The organism is Synechococcus sp. R8-2, assembly GCF_047461715.1.
In the GTDB taxonomy this organism is placed as follows: domain Bacteria; phylum Cyanobacteriota; class Cyanobacteriia; order Thermostichales; family Thermostichaceae; genus Thermostichus.
In genome coordinates this window covers 1-3,246 of sequence record NZ_JANSHQ010000360.1, presented here as the reverse complement: position 1 = coordinate 3,246, position 3,246 = coordinate 1, and the positions used below count along the sequence as shown (strand labels likewise).

Here is a 3,246-nt window from a genome sequence, read left to right as displayed (position 1 = left end):
GATGGGGCCATCATTCTGGGCACGTTGGTTCTCCTGGCCTTGGTGGCGCAGGTGGGAGTGGGGGCTTTTGAGCGGTTTCAGCCTCCGGCGGTGGTGCCCCGGATCGACTTGGATCCGCGCAACCTGCCCTACTATGCGGCCCGCTCCACCTTGCGCATGTTCATTGCCTTGGCCTTTTCCACCCTTTTTACCTTGGTCTATGGCTACATTGCTGCCAAAAGCCGCTGGGCCGAGCGAATTTTGATCCCCCTGTTGGATATCTTGCAATCGGTGCCGGTGTTGGGGTTTCTCTCCATTACCGTCACCGGCTTTATTGCCCTTTTTCCCGGCAGCTTGCTGGGGCTGGAGGCGGCTTCTATCTTTGCCATCTTCACCAGCCAAGTCTGGAACATGACCTTTTCCTTCTACCAATCCCTGCGCACGCTGCCTCAAGAGTTGGTGGAAGCGGCTACCTTGTATCGCCTGTCGGGGTGGCAGCGCTTTACCCAGTTGGAAGTGCCGGCGGCAATGGTGGGCCTCATCTGGAACGCCATGATGAGCTTTGGCGGAGGGTGGTTCTTTGTGGCAGCCAGCGAAGCCATCAGCGTGCTCAACCAGGAATACACGCTGCCGGGCCTGGGATCCTATGTGGAAGCGGCCGTACAGGCGGAGGATCTGCCCAAGCTGGGCTGGGCGCTCCTGACCATGGCCGGGGTGATCCTGCTGGTGGATCAGCTCTTCTGGCGGCCTTTGGTGGCTTGGTCGGATAAGTTTCGCCTGGAACAGAGCAGCGGGGCTGCTGCCCCCGAATCCTGGCTGTACGATCTGCTGACCACGGCGCGGATCCCGCGGCTGATCGGCAGTTGGCTTTCCCCCTTGGCAGAGTTGGTGGATCGGCTGTTGTCCTATCTGACTCGCCCGCACTGGGTGGATCCCCTCAGTCCTGAGGCCGAGCGACGCCGCGAGCGGCTGCTGACTCAGCTTTCCTGGATAGCTATTGGCGGCATTGGGATTTGGATTGTTTATTTTGTGGCTACCACTGTGGGCTTTGGAGAGGTGATGCTGACCTTCGGGCTAGGGATCCTCACCCTGCTGCGGGTTAGCGTGTTGCTGGTGTTCGCCACGGTGATCTGGACTCCCATTGGGGTGGCCATTGGCTTTAATCCAAAACTGGCGAAACTGCTGCAGCCGGTGGTGCAATTCCTGGCAGCTTTCCCGGCCAATTTCCTTTTTCCCTTTGCCACGTTGTTTTTTATCCGCGCCCAGATCAGCATTGAGTGGGGCAGCATTTTGCTCATGTCCTTGGGGGCACAGTGGTACATCCTTTTCAACTCCATTGCCGGTGCCCAGAGCATCCCCACGGACTTGCGAGAAATGGCTGTGGATGTGGGCTTACGAGGATGGCAGCGCTGGCGAAAGCTGATCATTCCAGGGATCTTTTCCGCCTGGGTCACCGGGGGAGTCACGGCCAGCGGCGGCGCTTGGAACGCCAGCATTGTCTCGGAGATTGTGGCCTGGGGATCCACCACCCTGACGGCTACGGGGTTGGGCACCTACATTGCCGAGGCAACGGCGGTGGGAGACTGGCCCCGCATTACCTTGGGCATTGGCATGATGAGCTTGTTTGTGGTGGGCATTAACCGTCTGTTCTGGCGACGGCTGTATCAGTTGGCGGAAGAAAAGTATCACCTTTAGTCTTTTCAATTTCTGAGGCAATATGAGCTCTGCAGCTTCCCCCGTTTTGATCGAGGTCGAGAAAGTCTACAAGCGCTTTCCTTTGCCAGAGGGCAAGGGGGAGTTTACCGTTTTAAGCCAGATTGACCTGCAGGTGCGGGCTGGGGAAGTCTTGGCTCTGCTGGGCCGTAGCGGCAGCGGCAAAAGCACCCTTCTGCGCATCATGGCGGGCCTGATCCCCCCCAGTCAAGGGCGGGTGCTGAGCAACGGCCAGCCTCTACGCGGGCCTAACCCCGATGTGGCGATGGTGTTTCAGAGCTTTGCTCTCCTACCCTGGCTGACCGTGCAAGAAAATGTGGAGCTGGGGCTGCAAGCCCGAGGGATCCCCCGCGAGATCCGCCGGCAAAGGGCCCTGAAGGCCATTGACCTGGTGGGCTTGGATGGGTTTGAGAGCGCTTACCCCAAAGAGCTTTCGGGGGGCATGAAACAGCGGGTGGGCTTTGCCCGCGCCTTTGTCTTGGAGCCCAAGGTGCTGTTTATGGATGAGCCCTTCAGCGCCTTGGATGTGCTGACTGCCGAAAACCTGCGGGGGGAAATTGATGAGCTGTGGAACGCCCAAGCCTTCCCTTCCCAAAGCATCCTCATCGTTACCCACAACATCGAAGAGGCGGTGTTTTTGGCAGATCGGGTGGTGATTCTGGGATCCAACCCAGGGCGGATCCGGGGGGAGGTGAGAATTGACCTGCCGCGGCCCCACGAGCGCACGGATCCCCGCTTTAAGTCCTTGGTGGACTACATCTACGAGATCATGACCAACCCCGAAATCGCTATTACGGGAGAGGTGGCCCTGCCTGCTCCGGTCGGTGATAAGGCGGCTTCCCCCTATGCCTTGCCTCTGCCCCATGCGCGGGTAGGCGGGATCAGCGGTCTGCTGGAGTTGATCGTGGAGTGGCCGCAAGGGCGGGCGGAGATTGCCGATTTGGCCGAGCGGCTGCAACTGGCCGTGGACGATCTGCTGCCGATTTTGGATGCGGCGGTGCTGTTGGGCTTTGCCGAGGTGGCCAGCGGGGTGGTGCAACTGACCGAAATTGGCCAGGACTTTGCCAACACCACCATCCTGCGCAGCAAGGATCTCTTCCGACAACAGCTATTGGCACGGGTGCCCGTGTTCCGCAGCATCTTGCAGACCCTGGAAGAAAAAGGCAGCCGCTCCATGCGGGCGGATTTCTTTTTGGACCTCTGGGATGAACATTTCCCCCACGCTGAAGCCGAACGGCAGTTTGCCACCGCCATTGACTGGGGACGCTATGCGGAGCTATTTGAGTATGACGCCTCGGAAGAACGGCTCTACCTGCCGGAGCCAAGCGAGAGCTCCACTCCTCGAGAGCCTGTTGGTCTTGACTCTCGTTCCGAGTGAGGCTCATCTTGCTCTGCCTTTCTCAAAGTTGCATCGTAAGGCAGAGGTATTATGCCAATTCCAGGAAGTCCCAAAATCTACCACATTACTCATGTAGACAACTTGCAAGGGATTTTGACATACCCCCCCGCTTTTAGGCAGGGGATTCTTGTTACTGGTTCTGCGACAGCACTTAC

The 3,246-nt window shown here is 58.7% G+C and carries 2 protein-coding genes; both read left to right on the top strand.

The window, feature by feature from the left end; genetic code table 11:
- Window positions 1-1,674: ABC transporter permease (locus tag NW819_RS09000; protein ID WP_414413539.1), on the top strand; the 1,674-nt coding region annotated here is incomplete at its 5' end.
- A 22-nt stretch (window positions 1,675-1,696) separates the two neighbouring features.
- Window positions 1,697-3,070 carry a nitrate/sulfonate/bicarbonate ABC transporter ATP-binding protein gene (locus tag NW819_RS08995; protein WP_414413538.1) on the top strand — a complete coding sequence of 458 codons (1,374 nt, stop codon included), beginning with the start codon at window positions 1,697-1,699 and terminating at the stop codon, window positions 3,068-3,070.
- Window positions 3,071-3,246: the final 176 nt, after the last annotated feature.

Coding starts and splice junctions, on each gene's coding strand:
- NW819_RS08995 (WP_414413538.1), top strand. CDS start 1,697: ATGAGCTCTGCAGCTTCCCCCGTTTTGATCGAGGTCGAGAAAGTCTAC.